Origin of the sequence: Lactobacillus sp. ESL0246, assembly GCF_003692965.1 — a bacterium.
GTDB lineage: Bacteria > Bacillota > Bacilli > Lactobacillales > Lactobacillaceae > Lactobacillus.
Genome location: NZ_REHC01000005.1, coordinates 28096 through 46848, shown reverse-complemented (window position 1 = coordinate 46848; position 18753 = coordinate 28096). Strand labels below are relative to the sequence as shown.

The following is an 18753-nucleotide window of genomic DNA, read 5'->3' as shown; positions in this document are numbered from 1 at the left end:
TTACTCAACGTCTTTTTCACAGAACTTTTACTTAAGCTCCAACCATCACGCAAACCTGCCAAAAAATAAATTCCCTTTTTATTGATGACAACTATGAATGAACAAACAGAACGCAAATCATCTAAAAGCGATTTGCGTTCTGTTTTGGTTAAAACGTGAGGAGGTTAGCCCCATTTTTTAATTAGTCAGTATATTGACTCAGAATTTGATCAAGTTTGGCTTTAGGAGTATAACCAGTAAGACGATCAACAACTTTACCATCTTTTTTAATAATTAAAGTTGGAATTGCCATTATTCCTAATGAACTAGGTGTCTCTTTATTTTGATCAACATCCATCTTGGTAAATCTTACATCTTGGCGTTCCTGTGCTAACTCATCGATAATCGGTGATTGCATTTTACATGGACCACACCAGGTAGCCCAAAAATCAGTTAGCACTACGCCATTTTTAGTTTCAGTTTCAAAGTTTTGATCTGTTAATTCATCAACCATAAATAATTCCTCTTTCATATAAATAAGGAGTTTTCTTATTAATAGATTAAGTATAGCAATTTAACTTACTTTTTACAAGCAAGGGGGGTTTATTTCAAATGAACAATTGTAGCACCATTCCCACCCTCGTTAGCTGGAGCATAATTATAACTTTTGACATGTTTACTTGCGTGTAAATATTGCCATACCCCTTTTCTGATCGCTCCCGTACCAATACCATGAATAATTGTTACAACATCAAGTCCAGCTAACAAAACGGAGTCAATATAACGATCAAGATTATTTAAGGCTTCATCATATCGTTGCCCTCGTAAATCCAGTTCACTCCTAGCATTACTACGACGGTTAGAGCTAACCGCATGAGTGAGTGTAACTTTCTTTGACTTAGTTTCAGTACCTGCTTTTTGGATGTCTCGGTCACTAACTTTAACTTTAATGATACCTAACTGCACTTCATATTGATGCTCACCAAGTTTTTTAGTAATTGTACCCAACTGATTATAAGATAAAACTTTTACCCTATCACCAACCTGCACATGATGTCTTTTTTTCTCTCGTCGTAATACACGGTTATGGACCAATTTTTCATTTTGTTGCTCTAACTGATTTAATTTACCTTTAGCAGCGATTAACTCATTTTGCTTAATACTTCCTTGTTGCTTTAACTGTGTAATTATTTGGTCAGCTTTTTTACGACTTTTGGTTATAATTTCATTTGCCCGCTCCTGTGCAAATTCCAATTGCTTCTGTACTCGCTGGTTGTACCAATCAAGTGCCTGTTGTAACTCTAGTTCAAGGTTTCGGCTTCGATCAAGGCTTGATTGCAAGTGACTACGAGCCTGAGTAGCTGCCTTAGTTTGCTTAGTCAGTTCCGTAATCATTTGATTAACATCAACATTGCTATCAGACATCATTTCCTGTGCATCCTTGACTACATCCTCACGCATACCTAACCTACGTGCAATCGCAAATGCATTGCTATGACCGGGAATACCAATTTGCAAACGGTAAGTTGGTGACAAAGTTTTCAAGTCAAATTCCATTGATGCATTAGTTGTTTTGTGTCGATTATAACCGTAAAGCTTTAACTCTGGATAATGTGTAGTCACAATTATCTTAGCATTTTTTTTACGTAAAAAATCCAAGATACTAATTGCCAAACTAGCACCTTCTTCAGGATCTGTTCCCGCACCAATTTCATCAATTAAAACCAAGGTGTGATCATCAACTTTTTTCATTATCTTAATAATACTATTGATGTGTGATGAAAAAGTACTAAGTGACTGCTCTATCGACTGTTCATCGCCAATATCAGCACAAATGTCTTTAAATACCCCTGCTTTACTTCCTTCAGCTGCTGGAATAAATAGACCCGATTGTGCCATTAATTGCAATAGCCCCACTGTCTTCAAAGTAATAGTCTTACCACCAGTATTCGGTCCCGTAATTAACATAGTATCAAAGTCTTGACCAAGATAAATATCATTAGCAACAACTTTGTCTGGCGTAATTAAAGGGTGCCTTGCTTTCAAGAAAGACAAAGATTGATCTTTAGTTAATTTAGGTTCACTTGCATTTAATGAAGAGGCTAACATGGCCTTGGCTTGAATAAAATCAAGTTCAACGAGAGCTAAAGCAATTTGATCGATCTGCTTCACATCATTGCGTGCAATATCCGATAATTGATGTAAAACACGTTGAATTTCACGGCGTTCCTGTGCAAGAAGGTTTTGCTGACGATTATTTAAATTTAACACTGCGTTTGGTTCAATAAACAAAGTTTGGCCACTAGAACTTTGATCATGAACAACACCACCAAATTTATTACGATATTCCTGTTTCACCGGAATAACATAGCGTTCATCCCTAATAGTCACAATCTGATCCGAGAGATACTTATTAGCACCACCTTTAACATAATCATCCATCCGAATCTTAATTTCTTCATCATTCTTTTTAAGCTCACGACGCAATCGCATTAAGTCACTCGATGCAGTATCCAATATTGTCCCATCAAAATCAAGTGATTTTTTTAATTCATATAACAAATTAGCAGGAACCTTAAGGTTAGACAAAATATCGGTAATTGCTGTTAAATCTATTTGTGACAATTCACTTTGGTCTAAGAAATGATTAACCTCATTTGCAAGAGTCAACACCAACAAAATATTGCCTAATTCGGTCGCATTCAAATTAGCATTGATTTTAAGCCTCTTTGTACTTGGCACGACATCCATAAAATCCACAAGTGGTAATTGACCCTTGACTCTAAGCAGGTTTACACCAGTAAGAGTTTGTTGCAAAGTAAATTCAACTTTCTTAAAATCGCTACTTGGAGTTAATGTAGCAGCTTTTTTCTTAGCTGGCATTGTAATTGCCATTTGCTGCAATTTATCAGTAATCTTGGCAAATTCTAAAGTTTCTAATATTTTATTATTCATCATTAACAAATTCTCTATTACTAAAAAAGGCTGGCTAAGCCAGTCTTTTTTTACTCACCACTTAAGCGGTCATCATCCAAGAACGTATTAAGCACTCCCTGAACCATATTCCACTCTTCGTCTTCTTCAATTTCATGCAAATCGCTACTAGTTACATCGCCTTCTGAATCAGCGTCATAGCTAAAAGCCAACACTTCAATTTCTTCATCTTTATTGGTAGCAGCTGGATATAGTAAAATATATGATTTATCATAATCATCTGAATGAAATGTGAATAAAACCTCGTATAATTCTTCATTACCTTGATCATCTATTAAGGTGATTTGACGGTCTTCACCGTGAACTTCTTGTGTCATATTAATCCTTTCGGTTTTGATCTAAATAATTTTGCAAAATCAAGACAGCAGCCATTTGGTCAATAATTTTCTTACGCTGATGCCGATCATGAATTCCAGCTTCTTCCACTAGAATTCGTTGAGATTCGACAGTTGTCAAACGTTCATCTGAATAATAAACAGGCAACTTAAACTTGTCTTGTAATCTTTGACCATATGCTTTACTTCTAATAACTGAAGCACCTGATGAACCATCCATATTTTTAGGAAGACCTAATACAAAGCCATCCACATTGTATTGACGAACAATTTTCTTAAGGGGTCTCATACCAAAATTATGTCGTTTTTCATCTATCAAAATCGTCTCAATTTTTTGAGCGGTTATTCCTAACTCATCACTAACTGCGACCCCAACGGTTTTAGAACCAATATCTAGCCCAATTAACCGCATTATTTATCTTTACCTAGATAACTTTTTACAAGTTCTTCAATAATTTCATCACGTTCGTGCTTTAAAATTAAATTACGAGCATCATTATGCCGGGGAATATATGCTGGATCGCCTGACAATAAATAGCCAACAATCTGATTAATTGGATTATAGCCCTTTTCTTCAAGTGCATTGTAAACATCTTGTAGCGTATCATAAACATTTTTACCCTTATTTTCATTAAAGTCGAAATGCATTGTTTTACCTAATGAACTCATAATCATTCCTCCTGACGTAATTTTACTTGAAAACTTTCATAAACTCAATAAATTAATTTACAGAAATTAAGTTCAAAACAGTTTGAATAGCTTTGCCTAACCCCTCAGGCTTTTTACCACCAGCTTGAGCCATGTTAGAACGACCGCCGCCACCACCGCCAAAAATTGGCGCAGCTTGCTTAATTAATTTACCTGCATGAAGATTAGCATCGAGAGCTTTTTGTCCCAAACTAATAATCATGTTAGCTTTGTCATTCTTGGCTGAACCTAAAACAAGAACATCAGACTTAGAACTATTCTTCCATGCATCTGCAAGTTCGCGCAAGTCGTTCATGCCATTGACATCAACTTGTTCAGCAATAACTGTTAAGCTACCTATTTGTTGAACCTTATTAAAAATTGATGCTGCTTTTGCCTGGTTAATTCTCATGTTCAAATCGTCAACTTGTTTTTGAGTTGAATGAAGTTCTTCTTCCAAACTCTCAACTTTATTAATTACATCTTCAGGCTTCGTTGATTTCACACTGCTTTGAACTTCATCAAGTAATTCTGAACGATGTGCTAAATACTCGTAAGCCTTTTGAGAAACAACCGCTTCAATTCGTCTTAAACCTGCACCAATAGCTGATTCTGATATTATTTTGAAAATTCCAATTTGATTAGAATTAGAACAGTGAGTGCCACCACAAAATTCAATTGAAAAGTCATCCATTTGTACAACGCGAACTTGGTCACCATACTTACCATCAAATAAGGCTAATGCACCCATTTCTTTTCCATGTTCTGGATCAGTAATAGTGGTCTTAACATTAATTGCTGCCCAAATCTTTTGATTAACCAATGTTTCAACTGATTTGATTTCCTTGTCGGTTAAAGGTTCGATTGCAGTAAAATCAAACCGCAAATAATCAGGTTCTACCAAACTACCAGCTTGGTGGGTATGTTCACCAAGAACACTGCGCAAAGCTGCATGTAATAAGTGAGTAGCCGTATGTGAGTGGCGCAATCCTTCACGGCGTGCACGGTCGATTTTTAAAGTATAGTCTTCACCTTTTTTAAAAGGTAAAATTACGTCAACGTAATGCAGATTTTGATCATTAGGTGCATGCTGAACATCAACAACTTGAGCAACAAGATTACCTTCATGATCATAAATTGAACCATGATCAGCCACTTGACCACCCCGTTCTGCATAAAATGGTGTTTTATCAAAAATCAAAGTTGCTTGTTCACCATCAGCTTGATTAACTAACTTGTCGTCAACAATAATATCTATCAATTTGGCATGTTTTTCTTCATAAATACCATACTCAAACTCAGAATTGTCTTTCAAATTCATTAAGGTTTCATCCTGAGCTCCCATTGACTGCAAATTACCGCGTGCTTCTCGCGCACGTTTCTTTTGGGCCTCCATCTCTTTATCAAAACCTTTTTTATCAACTTCTAAGCCAGCATCTTGTGCAGTTTCAAAAGTTAATTCATATGGAAAACCATAAGTATCAAATAATTTGAAAGTATCCTCACCACTAATTGTCTTAGTATCATTTTCTTTAGCATCAGCAATTAACTTGTCAAGCAAGGTTAACCCTGAATCAAGTGTCAGCTGGAAACGCTGTTCTTCATTTTTGATAACTTTAGCAATAAAATCTTTTTGTTTAGTTACTTCTGGATAGTGACTTTCCATAACTTTGCCTACCACAGGAACTAATTTATAAAGAAATGAGCCCTTAATTCCCAAGCGCTGACCATTTAAGTCAGCACGACGAATCAACCGACGCAATACGTAACCGCGACCTGTATTTGAAGGAAGTGCACCATCGGCTATAGCAAAGCTAACCGTTCGAACGTGATCAGCAATAATTTTAAATGCGGTGGTATCAGATCCATTTTGACCATACTTCTTACCCGATGTCATTTCCTCAGTAGCATGAATCATTGGCATAAACAAATCTGTTTCAAAGTTAGTTGGAGCTCCCTGCAAAATTGATAACACACGTTCTAGGCCCATTCCTGTATCAATATTTTTATGCGGTTGATCAACATATTTTCCGTTAGCCAGGTGATTATATTGTGAAAAGACAATGTTCCAAATCTCCAAGTAGCGAGCATTTTCACCTCCTGGAAAATTTTCAGGATCATCTTCAGAAATATCATTATTTTCTTGTCCTCGATCATAAAAGATTTCAGAGTCTGGACCACATGGACCTTCACCTATATCCCAAAAGTTCTCTTCTAATCTAACAATATGATCTTGAGGCATCCCTACCTCAAGCCAAATTTTCTGTGCTTCGGTATCTTTAGGATAAACCGTACAATAAAGTTTGTCCTCATCCAAATCAAGCCAATTCGGACTAGTAAGAAACTCCCAAGCCCAAGTAATTGCCTCTTTTTTAAAATAATCACCTACGGAAAAGTTACCTAACATTTCAAAGAATGTTTGATGTCGTGCAGTTTTACCAACATTTTCAATATCATTAGTCCTAATTGATTTTTGTGAACTTGTGATACGATGATTCTTAGGTACAACCGATCCATCAAAATACTTTTTCATCGTTGCTACACCAGAATTGATCCAAAGTAAAGTTGGGTCATCTTGTGGAATTAATGATTGACTCGGCATTACCATGTGACCGTGTTCTTTAAAAAAGTCCAAAAACATTTGTCTAAATTCAGAACTCGTCAGTTTTTTCATTATTTTCTCCCTTTTCAAAATAAAAAGCACTGTTGCTATACTTAAGGACGCATAAAACGCGGTACCACCTCAATTGCAACAGTGCTTGTTACCTCTTAATTATCTTATTTTGTAAAAACTGTAAGGAGCATCTTTTAAATGACCATAAACCGCTCTCAGCATCCGGCTCTCTCTTTGAAACGTCATTTTAAAAAACATATCTTAAGTTAAAAATAATTGTACTACTTGCACAATCTTTGTCAATAATTCCATTACCCATCTATATTAATCTAACCGTTTACCGAATCGTTTTTGTTTTTTACTACAATGATACCCTAATCGTTCATAAAACTGATGTGCGCCATACCGCTCTTCACCAGAATTTAATCTTATTTCATTAATTCCCGCTTTTTTAGCAAACTGTTCAACTGCATTCATTAACTGTGTACCAATTCCCTTTTGCTGCGCTGATTTTGCAACAGCTAATGCCAGCACATTATACATTGGCGGAAAATAGGTTTCTTCAAATAATTCGGTATGAACATAACCAATTACTTTACCATCATTTTCAAAAACCAAAAGCAAATGGTGCTTACTATCAGCTAAAAGTCTTGACAAATTTTCCTTAGTCTGTTTAACCGGATAATCGTAACCCAATTGCTCTTGATTAATTTTTTGAATTTGCTCTGCATCGGCCACTTTGACTAGTCGAATCATTTTTATCTCCTCAAACAACTTATTAATTGTTAATAAAAAAAGTATCAAACACACTTATCGGTAAATGGCGTTTATGCTCACTCTTTCGCCATAATGCCTCAATTTTTTCAGCTGCTTCAGGCGAAACTTCTCGTCCCTCCAAATAATTATCAACATCATTATAACTGACTCCAAGAGCAATTTCATCTGGCAAATCGGGCTTATCTTCTTCCAAATCAGCAGTGGGTGTTTTTAAATATAGATGTTTTGGGCAGCCTAATTCTTTTAACATTTGTTTTCCTTGACGCTTATCTAATCTAAATAATGGAGTTAGATCAGCAGCTCCATCACCATATTTAGTATAAAAACCACTAAAATTTTCGGCTGCATGATCGGTGCCGACAACAGCACCGTTATGTGCGCCAGCAATTGCATATTGAACAATCATTCGCTCACGTGCCTTAATATTGCCTTTATTAAAGTCAGTTATTTCTTGACCAGCAGTGTTCAAACTGGACACTGTAGCATCAACAGCTTCTTTAATATTAACAATTAAATCTTGATCTGGCTTTTGAAAAGAAATCGCATCAGCAGCATCCTGAGCATCCGCCTGAACACCATAAGGCAAGCGAACAGCAATAAATTGATATGAGTCATCCCCGGTCTCTTGGCGCATTTCAGTAATTGCCATCTGACATAGTTTACCAGTTAAAGTGGAATCTTGACCTCCAGAAATTCCTAAGACGTATGATTTTAAAAAGGGATTTGCTTTTAAATAATTCTTTAAAAAGTCAACAGAACGTCTTATTTCTACTTGAGGGTCAATTTCTGGCAAAACATGTTCATACGCAATTATTTTCTTTTGTAATGGTCTCATTTAATTATCTCCTTTTGGCAATTTGTTGACGAATATCCTTAATTAATTTCATCTTACTGTCATATAATTCTTGAGATAAATCAACTGGATATTCTTGCGGATTTAAACTTCTTTTATATTCATCCCATAAGCCATCTAAATTAGCAGCACAAAATTTCCTAATAGCCGTCAACTTTGGTTGCTGATAAATTAAGATTCCATTTTTAAAAATATCCTTCAATAGCGGTTCAGCTGTATAATTAGAAACCACTTTGTTGATGTAGGTATATTCGGGATGAAACATAAACAACGAATCAAATGTCCGTGGGTCAACGCCCGAACGTGCTATCCAATCACCCTCATTTTTCTTTTGAGTATTGGCAGAGATACGCCACACTTGTTTTTTACCCGGAGTAGAAACCTTGCTTGCGTTAGAAGAAATTTTCAACGTATCTTGCATTTGCTGATTGCCATCTTCAACCGAAACAAGTTTATAAACTGCTCCCAAAGCTGGCTGATCATAAGCTGTAATATATTTGGTACCAATTCCCCAAACATCAATCTTAGCCCCCTGCATTTTCAAACTAGTAATGGTTGTTTCATCTAAGTCATTTGATGCATAAATTTTAGCATTCTGGTAGCCAGCTGCATCAAGTTCATGACGCACCTGTTTAGAGATGTATGCCATATCACCGGAATCAATCCTAACTCCCTGAAAATTAATTCTATCGCCCATTTCATTGGCAACTCGGATGGCATTTGGAACACCACTTCTTACCGTATCATAAGTATCAACTAAAAAAACACAATCTCGGTGCGTTTGTGCATAAGCTTTAAAAGCTTCGTATTCGCTACCAAAAGCTTCAACTAAAGAATGTGCATGTGTACCAGAAATTGGGATACCAAATAGTTTCCCTGCACGGACATTGCTAGTAGAATCAAATCCGCCAATATATGCCGCTCTTGTTCCCCAAAGCGCAGCATCCGTTTCTTGGGCCCTACGCGTTCCAAATTCCATGACACCGTCACCTTGAACCGCTAATTTTACACGTGCCGCTTTAGTTGCTAATAATGTCTGATAATTAATAATATTCAAGATCGTTGTTTCAACTAATTGGCACTGGGCTAACGGGCCTTCAATTTGCATTAATGGTTCATTGGCAAAAACAATTTCACCTTCACGCATCGAACGTACTGTTAACTTTAATTTGAAGTTACGCAAATAATCGATAAAATCAGTATCATAACCCACTTCTTCTTTAAGATATTGCAGATCACTCTCTTTAAATTTTAAATTTTGTAAATACAAAATAACATGTTGTAGGCCAGCAAAAACACCATAACCATTACCAAAAGGTTCTTGACGATAATAGACTTCAAAAACAGCATTACGCTGAGCAATTCCTTTTTTAAAATACGTATACATCATATTGAGTTCATACAAATCTGTATGTAAAGTCAAGGAATCATCCTGATCTAATTCTTGATAAAACATTCTATCCTCTTAATTTAGTTCAAACCAATTTTGTTCTATTATAAACATTTCAATTAGTTTAAACAATTTAGTCGACTTTGAGTAATGAATGATAAACCCCCATCAGACTTAATAATTGCTTGTCTAAAGAGAAATTGTGAGCTAAATATTTTTTTTCACAAAGTGCCATTTGCGTGAGCTTTTTAGCAGGTAGATTTATAGCTGATTTTAGCGTCTGAGTAATTGAATCAAGATCACCAATTTGAGCCACAAAACCATGTCTTTCGTCAGGAATCATCATCCTAATATCACCAACATTTGTAGACATAATTGGTACCAAATTATCACTTGCTTCTAGTAAAACTAACGGAAAACTTTCCGAATAGGAACTTAGAACAGCTAAATCCATTTTATGATATAGTTTTTCCAGTTGCTGGTGTGTCAAAAAGCCTTCAAAAGTGACTTGCGATTCCAGTTTTAAGTCCTGAACCAATTTTTTTAATGTAATTAATTCTGAGCCGTCGCCAGCAATATAAAGATGGATATTGCTTTTATTAAGACGTTTCATTGCTTTTAACAATAGTTCTTGACCCTTAACCTTTTCCGTACGAGCAACATTAATAATATTAAAAGCTACGTGGTCTTCTTTAGACGAAAAGTATTGATTCTCATGAAAAAAAATACCGTTATATATTACATGAACTTTTTCAGGTATAATTTGACCTTTAGTTATCAACAGTTGAGCAAATTTCTGCGTTACTGCAAAAATGGCATCTGCCTTTTTTAGTGCACGCATATTGGCTACTGTAAAAGCATGACCAAGTAAACCCCTATTGGCAAAATCCAAGTAGGGATCAGAATGAACTGTTACACACCATTTAGCCTTAATTTTTGCTTTAATCAATGACAAAAACAAATTAGCGCGAGCCCCATGTGTATGCACAATGTCATAGTTACCTTGATTAATAAAAGTGACCAAACGCTTTAAACTGCCTAAATCATATCGGCTTCGCGCTCCTAATACAAAAACAGGTATACTTGCAGCCTGAGCAGCATAGGCAACTGGACCCTGAGCAAGGCATAATAATTCAAAGTCCTGATTTTCAATCTTTGCTTCTCTTAACAAGTTAATGATATGAGTTAAGCCGCCACCTTCTTCGAGACCGGCGTTAACGTGCAAAACTTTCATCTTTTTTTGTTCCTTTTTTCCTGATAAACATTCAGGACAAATTTGGGTAAAACCAACATTCGTTTACAACGTGTCGGATTTTTTAATAAACGGTAAAACCATTCTAAATGAGCCTTTTGCCAAAACTGCGGTGCCCGCTTAACTTCTCCTGAAAAGACGTCAAAACTACCACCAACGCCCATCATTAAAGCTGGCAAAAGATTTTTACGCAATAAAGCTAAAAGTTGTTCTTGTCGTGGCGACCCTAGAGCAGCAAATACCAAATCGGGTTCAGTACGTTCAATCTGATATGCTACTAGTTCTAAATCTTCATTAAAATATCCATCTTGCGCACCAACCAATTGAATATCTTGGTATTCCCGAGCAATCTTAGCTTGAATAGCATGGATAACAGTAGGCTTGGCACCAATTAAGTAAACTCGCAAACCACGATCATTAGCTAAGGTCATTAGCCAAGAAAACAAATCATAGCCAGTTACGCGTTCTTTTAATGGTGTCTCTAAAATTTTAGCTGCTTTAATAATACCAATCCCATCTGCTGTTATATAATCCGCATCATAACCTAAGAGTTTCATAAATTCAGGATTTTCATTCGCAGTCATCACAATTTCAGGATTAGCGGTCACCACCAACGTAGACTGGTGATTGTTAATTCGTCCAATAAATTTATTTTGAAACTGGTTAAAGCTTTTATTATCAAAGTTAACGCCTAAAACATTTACTTTATCCATGACTATCTCCCTCATGTCCGATTTACTTTATTTTAGCAAACTATTAGGTTTTGAGGGACAGGTTTTACCTTTTCTATAAATATGATACTATTATTTTGTTAAATTAACGGGAGCGCTATATATGAAAAAAGTTATTACTTATGGAACATTCGATTTGTTACATTATGGACACATTCGTTTATTGAAACGTGCTAAAGAATTAGGTGATTATTTAATTGTTGGACTTTCAACAGACGAATTTAACGAATTACAAAAGCATAAGGAATCTTATAATAGCTATGCAGAACGTAAATACATCTTAGAAGCCATTCGCTACGTTGATGAGGTGATTCCTGAACAAGATTGGGAACAAAAAATCCAAGATATTAAAAAGTATAATATTAACACCTTTGTCATGGGAAGCGACTGGCAGGGCAAGTTTGACTTTTTAAAACCATATTGCGAAGTTATTTACTTGCCTCGAACACCAGGTGTTTCAACTAGCAAAATAAAAAATGATTTAAAGTAAAAGACGAGAATCGAATTCGATTCTCGTCTTTTTGTTTCGAAATATAATAAAAATGTCAAACTCGTTATCAAATTTTTGCCAACCAAACTGATTTAAACATTATTTCTTAAAATCATATTTCATAACAAATTATTTAAGCCAATAATCCTGTAGCATACTTTACCAGGTTTTAAATTCAATGATGGTAAGAATTACAAATATCGAACTTAACTTATCTTTTAACTGCTAATATTATTTGTTTTTAAGCAATCACCCAAAATCACTATAACTATAGGCTCTTTGCTAATTTCATTAATTCAGTTGTAAGCCCAAAACATAGTCACATCATTATTTTGAAAATGTAAATTCAAAGCGATCAGCCACATAGCTTGCTCTGGTATATTCAAATGGTTCTCCAGTCAAAAGTTCAGTAACCTGAAGACGAGTAATCAATGCTTCACCCTTTTTTGCATCAAGTAAACGGGCTGTATTTTCATTGGCGATCGCTGCAGAAATATGTTCGGTTACCCGACCAATTTGATAACCATTCTTCTTCAATGTATGGTACAAATGTGCCGAAATATCTGCCTTGGACATCCCCATAATTAGTTGCTGCGGAATTGTCACAACTTCATAACAAATTGGTATATTATCTGCATAGCGAATTCGTTCCATTCGTAGAATTTCTTGGTTATCCGTTAACCCAAGCCGCTCACTCTCAGATAATGTTGGCTTGCCCACTCGATACGAAATCAATTTGCTTGACGGAACCTGACCATTAGCATGGGTTATTTCCGTAAATGACATGATGCCCGACATCTTCTCTTGAACCTTCTGATTAGCAACATATGTGCCACTACCTAAACGTTGTTCTAAAATCCCTTCATCTTCGAGTGTTTTAATTGCTTGACGCAAAGTCATACGCGAAACGCCGAATTTTAGAGCAAGCTGCCGCTCGGCTGGTATTCTGCTACCAACCCGATAAACGTGATTTTCAATTTCACGCTTAATTTGATTATGAATTTTGATATACATTGGTTCTTCCATCAGCATGCCTCCTATTATATTATAACTCAAATTGGTCTAGTTATGATAAAGTAAAATTAATTGATTTCTCTAACTAATTTTTTCTAGTGGTCCACTTCATACCTAAGATTTGAACCTTGGCATCGCGGCTGCATTCCACCAGAATTGATTCATCACTGGTAGCAAGAACACTGGCATGCATTTTTGCCCAATCCTTTACGGCTAAATCAGCACCATTAGAATTAAGTATTAGATCATGTCCTTCAAGTTGAGCATGATCACTTAACGCCAAAAAGTATTGATATTCATTACCTCCATTGAATGTACTTCGACGCACATTACATTTTGCATTATCCTGAAAATCAGCATGATTTAAAATTATCGTATTAATCAATGTTATTTGTGTATCATTAACTGCAACTAAACGACTAATGCGACTATTTTGAATAATAACAGAGGGCTTTTTGTCAAGATAAATTCCCCCCTCAAAGTTGCTAGCAATAATATTAACCCATGATTCATCCGTGATATACAAACTAGTATCATCATGCGATAAAATTTTGCTATTTAGCATATTCAGCCAAACCTGTCCCTGTAATAACATTGTGTCCACAACTGAATTATTCAAATCAAGTTCCACATTACTTTTGGTAAAAGTATCAATACTACCATAAATACGTGAATTACTAATAATTGCTGTACCGTGACCTTCTAAAGCTAAAGCACTAAAATCTTCAGCAATATTTTCAATTGAAGAATCGTTCATCTCTAAACGAAAATCAGAATCTGCAAATAAAGAAACAGAGCCATTTAAAATAACAGTTGAATATAATTCTAAAGTAACCTTACCATTGGCCGCCAAAACTGCCGTATCATTACCATAGCCTTTTACAAGACAATTGCGCAAGGTTAAATACGTGTTAGCTTCGGCTGGCACGAATAGACTATTAGAATCATCATTAGTATTGATACATAGATTTTCCAGATTAACAAACTGACTATCAGCCGCTAAATTTAAATAACCCAAAATGGTTGTCTCCTCTGGAAGATTTCCTGTGCCTTTAATTGTAATATCTGATAGCAATATATCTGGTGGCATTTCGTAAAAACCCGGTTCTAGTAACAGGACGTCATCTGCACGCAAATCTTTCAATGCATCGTGCCAATCAATTTCGCCGCCACCGGCCCCCACTTTAACTAATCTTGCCATAAAAATCCTTTCTTGATGAAAAGTAAGCCAGCTACTATTGTACTATCTTCATCACTGAATAGCTAAAATCAGCTTTAAAACAATAAATATTATTAAATTAAAATTTAGTTGATAAAAGCAAGTAAAAAGGCAACTATTACAGCTGCCTAAATTTAGTATTGATATTGGGTTAGCTGGATTCGAACCAGCGCATACTAGTACCAAAAACTAGTGCCTTACCGCTTGGCTATAACCCAGTGATAATGGAGGAGGGTGGATTCGAACCGCCGAACTCAGAGAGAGCGGTTTTACAGACCGCCGCGTTTAGCCACTTCGCTACTCCTCCGTTACGCACGTTAATTATCTTACCTAAAAACATACGTAAATGCAAGTAAAAATTTGATTATTTTCGATTTTCTTTTACATATTTTTCAAGCCGTTTAAGCCCTTCTTCAATTTGAGACATTGCCACGGCGTAAGAAAAACGAATATAGCCTTCGCCACCCTTTGCAAAACATGATCCACCGGTCACAGCCACATGTGCTTTATCTACCAAATCGTAAATAAACTTACTATCATCCTGCTCAAAGCCAGTTGGGATTTTAGCAAAAATATAAAACGCACCTTCAGGTTTAGCACAAACAAAGCCAAGCTTAGTCAATCCTTCATATAAAACATCACGTCTTTTTTGAAATTCCAATTTCATTTGCTGTGCATCATCCATCCCATTCTTGAAAGCCTCTTCAGCAGCATCTTGCATCGGAGTTGGCTCAGTTGTAACAATTGTCTGATGAACCTTAGCAATTTGAGTCAAAATTTCTTTTGGTGCACAAACAATTCCAATTCGGTAACCAGTCATTGCCCAAGACTTAGAAACACCATTCATTAAGATTACTTGATCATGCAATGATTTTTCCATTGAAGCATGCGGCTGATCATAATTTAACTCACTATAAATTTCATCACATAAAGCAAAAATCGGCCGATCACGAATTACATCTGCTAAAGCATCAAGTTCAGACTGAGTATATACAACACCTGTTGGATTTGTGGGGTAATTCATAACTAACATTCGTACCCGGTCACCATATTGATCAATGACTTGCTGTAGTTGTTTAGGTGTCAATTTGAAATCACTTTGAGATGTATCAATTTCAACCACCTCAATTCCCTCATTAATAATTGCTTCATCAGACATGTATAACGAAAATATTGGCGTTGGTACAACCATTACATCACCAGGATTTAAAACCGCAACCACTGTATCAAAAATCCCTTCACTTACACCATTAGTAACCAAAACCTCAGTAGCAGGATCATATGTTTGACCATACTTTTTCTTTAAAAATATACTGGCCGCAGTTCTTAAACCTATCGTTCCATTAGACGGAGCATAATGCGAATGATTATCAGTAATTGACTTTTGTGCAGCTTCCTTAATATGATCTGGAGTATTAAAATCTGGCTCACCCAGAGTAAATTTTACCACGTCGTGAATTTGACCTGCATACGTCGCAAACTTTAAAATTGGATTTTCAGGAGCATTGGCTAAACCTTTTCTCATATATTTAGTTAAATTAATCATTTCTTATTATCCCCTTTCATTTTTAACAAATTATACATTTTATTAACAAAATTTGCTATAATTTTTAATTTTTAGTTAACAAAAAAAGACGCATCCACTGCGTCTTTTTAATAAAATTAGTTTTTAATCCTGTACCTGATTCCTTATTTTGGTCATCAAAGGATAATTATCTGTAAAAATTCCAGCAACATGAGACTCAAAACACCTTTGAGCAACTTTGGGATCGTCTACCGTCCAAATACGTTGTGAAATTGCCTTTGTTGTAGGTAATAATTGTTTAGGATGAATACCCGCAAAATGATTATCCGCAATTAATTTGGCGGGATTAGCGACCTTTTCATCAGTTAAATAACAATAAATTTGATTAGGATCAATTTCCTGACAGTTTTTCAGCGTAACGTAATCAAAGGAAGAATAGATAATGGGATGATTAAAAGTGTATTTTTTGGCCAAATTTAATACAATTTTTTCAATTCCTGAATAGTGAATAACACCAGTTTTGAATTCAAGGTTAATAACAATATCTCGATTATTAACTAATTTAAATACTTCCTGTAGCAATGGAACTGGCTCACCATTTGCCAAATGCAATTGACGCAATTCTTTTAAAGTGAAATCTTTAAGATAACCTATTCCATCGGTAGTACGATCAACACGCTCATCATGCATAATCACAGGGATCATATCTTTAGTTAGTTGTACATCAAATTCAATACCATCGGCACCATTTTTAACAGCATCAGCAAAACCAGCAAGCGAATTTTCAGCAAACTTGGCTGGATAACCACGGTGACCAAAGACAATTGTTTTATTTTTGACTTTTTCCATTTTTATATATTTTGAACCTCAAATAATTAGTTTTTAATATAGAAGTACAATGGATAATGTTAAACCTTTTAGTACAAATTTGATACCTAAAAGCAAAAATATTTTTAATTTTTTTGATAAAAAAAACAGTCAAACGACTGCTTCTTTCTGGGTTGGGTGTTCGTATGAACAATTGGGTTAGCTGGATTCGAACCAGCGCATACTAGTACCAAAAACTAGTGCCTTACCGCTTGGCTATAACCCAATCAAACTGAGCTTTTCCTCATCGCTCAACATTATTAGTATAGAAAATTGTTGACTGCGAGTCAAGAAAAAATTTATTTTTTTAAAGTTATAAATTAAGCTCGTAAGCATAACGCATACCATCTTGACCGCTATCGACATGAATGATACCACGATACTCAAATCCTGTTGCCTTAATTAATCCCTGCATCCTCAAATTAGAAGCATGAGTATCTATTCGAAAGTTATGTATTCCTAACAACATACCACGTGAAATCAGATTTGATATCAAAATTTTCCCTAATTGTTGTCCTCGAAAGACAGATAAAATTGCTACCCTATGGATGGTCGCATATGGAGCATTCGTGATTCGCCAAGAACCTTCAATCTGTTGATAAGTCGGCTCAATTCCGCATTGCAGAATTGCTACACCCATAATTTGAGAATCATTTATTAAACAGTATGCCTGTTTTTTGATAATATCTTCATTTATTATTGCTTGATTAGGACGACCGTTTTGCCATTGTGGATTACCATCATTCTTTAACAATTTCTTGGCATCAGTGATAATATTCATAATTTTTGCCAAATCTTTAGTTTCAGCCAGTCTAATATATATTGCCATTGTCCTGTCCTCACTTTTTAAGAACAAAAATAAAACTAACTTATTAGATTACTTTAAAGTATTATGGTTGAAATCCAATATTATACTTTTTGCTTTTTACTACATAAGTCGGCACACTAATGAAGTGCAAAGAACAAATATTACTAGTATGTGAAATACTGAAGCCAAAATAATTATAATCGCCATCATGTAATGAGCCTTGCGTATTTAATAAGTCACCAGCATGGTCCCATTCCTGATAATAATTACGATTATTGCGACCATCTTCTCCACTACCAGTATATCCGAACAGCATTTGTTTCAGGCCAAAATAGATACTTTTTTTAAGTTGCGTCATTGTCATAGTTTGGGTAGGATTGTAAAATCCAGCCATGTCTTCAACATAATTATTATCCAAATTCAGTCCGTTAGTTTTACAGGCTCGAACAATCCCAGGAATATAGTGACTATTTCTAATAGTTTGATTATTTCTAGCATACTCAACGGCAATATCTTGAGCTAATTTATATGTTCCTATACTGTTAACCCAAGGCATGAGACCCAAGTCACTTCTAGCATCATTGATTAGACGCAAGCTAAACTCAGTTAAACTTTTGATTTGATCAGAAGTTATTGCATCCAAGTTCACTAGTATCAAATCATCTGTCTTTGATTCACTCGACTTTACACGGCTGAAGTCATTAACTTTCATTCCCCGCATTGATGCATTAATAAAAGCTTTACTTGGCTTTCCTTGATATGCTCGCAATACTTCCGCCTTAGTATATCCGGAAGGTAATTTTAACTTAGCTTTAATATAAATCGGTGAACTTTGTTTTCTTTTTTGCTTTACATCTTTTGCTAAAATCCAATGAGAATTATTACCAATCTTGTATGCGAGAATTTTTTTCTTACCAATTCTCTTTTTAATACTATACGGATAAGATGTTTTAGCACTAGCATAAGAACCAGAAATCTTTCCCGATTCATTATATAGTCGTGGTTTCTTCTTGGATTTAACTACAACATATCCTTTAACTGTTACAGCATGTACCTGTTGTGATTGATTCACCATGATTTGCAAAATAGTCATACATAAGAAAACATTGGTTATTGCAAGCATAATTTTGCTTTTATTCATTTATCTTCTCCAAGAATATCTTTCATTTAATTGACGTTTATAACTTTATAGACAATTTTAAAACTTAATTACTATTA

At 35.3% G+C, this 18753-nt stretch carries 18 protein-coding genes and 3 tRNA genes; 1 reads left to right on the top strand and 20 read right to left on the bottom strand.

All coding sequences use genetic code 11. The annotated features are described in order from the left end of the window. Window positions 1-181: 181 nt before the first annotated feature. The 11 genes from trxA to F5ESL0246_RS01555 form a co-directional block, all read right to left on the bottom strand. Window positions 182-493, bottom strand: coding sequence for a thioredoxin (gene trxA / locus F5ESL0246_RS01605; protein WP_122017812.1), 312 nt, complete (start codon window positions 491-493; stop codon window positions 182-184). Between the two features lie 89 nt (window positions 494-582). Then, on the bottom strand, window positions 583-2934 hold the full coding sequence (locus tag F5ESL0246_RS01600) for an endonuclease MutS2 (protein ID WP_122017829.1): 2352 nt from the start codon (window positions 2932-2934) through the stop codon (window positions 583-585). Between the two features lie 50 nt (window positions 2935-2984). After that, entirely contained in the window at window positions 2985-3290 is a 306-nt protein-coding gene (locus tag F5ESL0246_RS01595; RefSeq protein WP_122017811.1) for a DUF1292 domain-containing protein, read from the bottom strand. 1 nt (window position 3291) lies between these two features. After that, complete coding sequence (ruvX, locus tag F5ESL0246_RS01590; RefSeq protein ID WP_122017810.1) at window positions 3292-3720, bottom strand: Holliday junction resolvase RuvX; 429 nt, start codon at window positions 3718-3720, stop codon at window positions 3292-3294. After that, entirely contained in the window at window positions 3720-3977 is a 258-nt protein-coding gene (locus tag F5ESL0246_RS01585; RefSeq protein ID WP_122017809.1) for an IreB family regulatory phosphoprotein, read from the bottom strand. The genes ruvX and F5ESL0246_RS01585 overlap by 1 nt, the downstream gene beginning before the upstream one ends. A 52-nt stretch (window positions 3978-4029) precedes the next feature. Beyond that, window positions 4030-6669, bottom strand: coding sequence for an alanine--tRNA ligase (alaS, locus tag F5ESL0246_RS01580; protein WP_122017808.1), 2640 nt, complete (start codon window positions 6667-6669; stop codon window positions 4030-4032). Window positions 6670-6933: 264 nt separating this feature from the next. After that, entirely contained in the window at window positions 6934-7365 is a 432-nt protein-coding gene (locus tag F5ESL0246_RS01575) for a GNAT family N-acetyltransferase (RefSeq protein ID WP_122017807.1), read from the bottom strand. Between the two features lie 22 nt (window positions 7366-7387). Further along, complete coding sequence (gene nadE, locus F5ESL0246_RS01570) at window positions 7388-8221, bottom strand: ammonia-dependent NAD(+) synthetase (RefSeq protein WP_122017806.1); 834 nt, start codon at window positions 8219-8221, stop codon at window positions 7388-7390. Between the two features lie 4 nt (window positions 8222-8225). Then, window positions 8226-9695, bottom strand: coding sequence for a nicotinate phosphoribosyltransferase (locus F5ESL0246_RS01565; RefSeq protein ID WP_122017805.1), 1470 nt, complete (start codon window positions 9693-9695; stop codon window positions 8226-8228). A 67-nt stretch (window positions 9696-9762) separates the two neighbouring features. Further along, window positions 9763-10863 carry a glycosyltransferase gene (locus F5ESL0246_RS01560; protein WP_122017804.1) on the bottom strand — a complete coding sequence of 367 codons (1101 nt, stop codon included), beginning with the start codon at window positions 10861-10863 and terminating at the stop codon, window positions 9763-9765. Further along, window positions 10860-11594 (bottom strand): WecB/TagA/CpsF family glycosyltransferase, encoded by a 735-nt coding sequence (locus F5ESL0246_RS01555; protein ID WP_122017803.1) that lies wholly within the window; start codon window positions 11592-11594, stop codon window positions 10860-10862. The genes F5ESL0246_RS01560 and F5ESL0246_RS01555 overlap by 4 nt, the downstream gene beginning before the upstream one ends. Window positions 11595-11715: 121 nt before the next feature. Between F5ESL0246_RS01555 and tagD the strand changes: the two genes are divergently transcribed. Further along, window positions 11716-12102 carry a glycerol-3-phosphate cytidylyltransferase gene (gene tagD, locus F5ESL0246_RS01550; protein WP_122017802.1) on the top strand — a complete coding sequence of 129 codons (387 nt, stop codon included), beginning with the start codon at window positions 11716-11718 and terminating at the stop codon, window positions 12100-12102. A gap of 327 nt (window positions 12103-12429) precedes the next feature. On the opposite strand, the gene F5ESL0246_RS01545 is transcribed toward tagD, so the two are convergent. The 9 genes from F5ESL0246_RS01545 to F5ESL0246_RS01505 form a co-directional block, all read right to left on the bottom strand. Beyond that, window positions 12430-13128 carry a GntR family transcriptional regulator gene (locus tag F5ESL0246_RS01545; RefSeq protein ID WP_122017801.1) on the bottom strand — a complete coding sequence of 233 codons (699 nt, stop codon included), beginning with the start codon at window positions 13126-13128 and terminating at the stop codon, window positions 12430-12432. 73 nt (window positions 13129-13201) lie between these two features. Beyond that, on the bottom strand, window positions 13202-14317 hold the full coding sequence (locus F5ESL0246_RS01540) for a hypothetical protein (protein ID WP_122017800.1): 1116 nt from the start codon (window positions 14315-14317) through the stop codon (window positions 13202-13204). A 164-nt stretch (window positions 14318-14481) separates the two neighbouring features. Beyond that, window positions 14482-14553: transfer RNA gene (locus F5ESL0246_RS01535), tRNA-Gln, on the bottom strand. Window positions 14554-14560: 7 nt separating this feature from the next. Then, a tRNA-Tyr gene (locus F5ESL0246_RS01530) sits at window positions 14561-14642 on the bottom strand. Window positions 14643-14699: 57 nt separating this feature from the next. Beyond that, window positions 14700-15881, bottom strand: coding sequence for an aminotransferase class I/II-fold pyridoxal phosphate-dependent enzyme (locus F5ESL0246_RS01525; protein WP_122017799.1), 1182 nt, complete (start codon window positions 15879-15881; stop codon window positions 14700-14702). Between the two features lie 123 nt (window positions 15882-16004). Beyond that, entirely contained in the window at window positions 16005-16709 is a 705-nt protein-coding gene (locus F5ESL0246_RS01520) for a glycerophosphodiester phosphodiesterase family protein (RefSeq protein WP_122017798.1), read from the bottom strand. A 172-nt stretch (window positions 16710-16881) separates the two neighbouring features. Then, window positions 16882-16953, bottom strand: a tRNA-Gln gene (locus F5ESL0246_RS01515). A gap of 87 nt (window positions 16954-17040) precedes the next feature. Continuing rightward, window positions 17041-17556 carry a GNAT family N-acetyltransferase gene (locus F5ESL0246_RS01510; protein ID WP_122017797.1) on the bottom strand — a complete coding sequence of 172 codons (516 nt, stop codon included), beginning with the start codon at window positions 17554-17556 and terminating at the stop codon, window positions 17041-17043. 61 nt (window positions 17557-17617) lie between these two features. Further along, window positions 17618-18676 carry an SEC10/PgrA surface exclusion domain-containing protein gene (locus F5ESL0246_RS01505; RefSeq protein ID WP_122017796.1) on the bottom strand — a complete coding sequence of 353 codons (1059 nt, stop codon included), beginning with the start codon at window positions 18674-18676 and terminating at the stop codon, window positions 17618-17620. Between the last annotated feature and the right edge of the window lie 77 nt (window positions 18677-18753).